This window comes from Desulfovibrio sp. 1214_IL3152 (assembly GCF_036763055.1).
Classification (GTDB): Bacteria; Desulfobacterota; Desulfovibrionia; order Desulfovibrionales; family Desulfovibrionaceae; genus Desulfovibrio.
Window position 1 is genome coordinate 1 of record NZ_JBAIYW010000353.1, and the last position, 1971, is coordinate 1971.

Annotated in this window: 1 protein-coding gene; it reads left to right on the forward strand. The window is 58.3% G+C overall.

All coding sequences use genetic code 11. The features are described from left to right. Positions 1 to 250 precede the first annotated feature (250 nt). Positions 251 to 1971 (forward strand): ABC transporter transmembrane domain-containing protein (locus tag V6C07_RS07560; protein WP_333535758.1); only part of this gene is annotated, 1721 nt, incomplete at its 3' end.

Genomic DNA, 1971 nt, shown 5'->3' on the forward strand with positions numbered 1-1971 from the left:
AATGCCGGTGGGCAACCCCCGAAGAACTGGAAAACCTGGCAATGCCCGCTGCCCACCGCAAGCTGGCGGACAGCCTTTTCGCCCTGCGGGGCGAAAAACAGCCCGCCCACAGCCCACCGCCGGAAGAGCAGAACAGCCTCATATGATATTTGATAAAAATGAGGCAATAATCATACTTTCTCCTTGCATTTTCTATATACTATTTCCTATCATCAGGTAGAGAGAAATGGATGTCCTGCGAAGGGCAGGCATGAGGCAAGAGCAAGAATTTGCGGCTGACGCGGACCCGAAAGCCGTGTCAGACAGCATACCCGAAAATGCGGATCACACGCCGTCCTTTGCCCATTCGTTGCGCGCCCTGCTGCGCATCATGGGCAAGCCGGTGTCGCTTCCTCTGTTGCTCAGCGGCATACGCGGCGGCCCGAGCTCAGATTCGCCCTCGGCCTGCCTGCGTTCAGCCAAGCGCTACGGCCTTGACGCACGCATTGTGCGTCGCAAAAATCTCAACAGCATCTCTCCCCTTGTGCTCCCCTGTATTCTGCTGCTCAAAAACGAGCAGAGCTGCGTCCTGCTGCAGCAAAATGCCAAAGCAGACACTGCGGAAGTGATTTTTCCCGAAGAGGGCGACCAACCCAAAACCGTAAGCCGCCGGGAACTGGAAGACCAGTACACCGGCTATGCGGTTTTCGGCAGTCTTGCAAAAAAACTGGACGCCCGCGCCCGCATAGCCCTGCCCGTCACCAAGCGCTGGTTCTGGGATGTCATCGCCCACTACATGCCGCTGTACAAGCATGTCATCATTGCCACTGTCATTATCAATTTTCTTGGCATCGCGGGTTCGCTCTTTGCCATGAATGTTTATGACCGCGTTGTCCCCAACCAGGCCGAAGAAACCTTGTGGGTGCTGGCATCAGGCGTGTTGCTGGCCTATATGGTGGACTTCATCCTGCGCAACGTGCGCGGCTATTTTGTGGACCTGGCCGGACGCAACGCAGACGTGGTGCTGTCCAGCAAGCTTATGGAAAAGGTGCTCAACCTGCGCATGGACGCAAAACCCGACTCCACAGGTGCGCTGGTAAACAATTTTAGCGGTTTTGAATCATTACGGGATTTTTTCAGTTCCGGCAGCCTGGTGGTTCTGGCCGACCTGCCCTTTCTCATCATCTTTCTCGCCCTCATATTTCTTATCGGCGGCCCCGTTGTGGGCGTGCCGCTGGCTGCCGTGCCGCTCATGGTAGGCCTGGGCCTTCTGCTGCAACTGGGCGCGCGCCGTCATGCCGCCACCAGCTACCTGCTGAACATGCAGAAAAACGCACTGTTGATCGAAATCGTGCACGGGCTTGAAACCGTAAAGACCAGCCGGGCGGAAAGCCGCCTGCTCTATCTGTGGGAACAGATCTGCGATGCCTCGGCGGAAACTTCGCGCATCTCCCGCCGCTATGCCACGTTGACGCTCAGCATTTCGAGCGGGCTCAGCCAGCTTGTGTCGGTGGGGGTCATCGTATGGGGCGTATACCGCATCATGGACGGCGCGATGACTATGGGCGGCCTTATTGCCTGCAACATACTGGCCGGGCGGGCCATGGCCCCGCTCATGCAGATGGCGGGCATGATCTCGCGACTGCACCAGTCGCGCATGGCCCTTGCGGCGCTGAACACCATCATGGAACTGCCCATCGAAGACCCGGTCGAGAACGACAAGACGGACTTTGGCCTGCTTCAGCCCGCCTTTACCTTCAGTCACGTAAGCTTCAGCTACCCGGGGGCAAAGCACAATTCCCTGTCGGACGTCAGCTTTACCATCCGCCCCCACGAAAAAGTGGCGATCATCGGGCGCATGGGATCGGGCAAGTCCACCATAGGCCGCCTTATGATGGGGCTTTACACGCCTCAGGACGGGGCAGTGCGGTTCGGCGGCGTCGACCTGCGGCAGATGGACGCCGCCAACCTGCGTGGCCGCATAGGCTACCT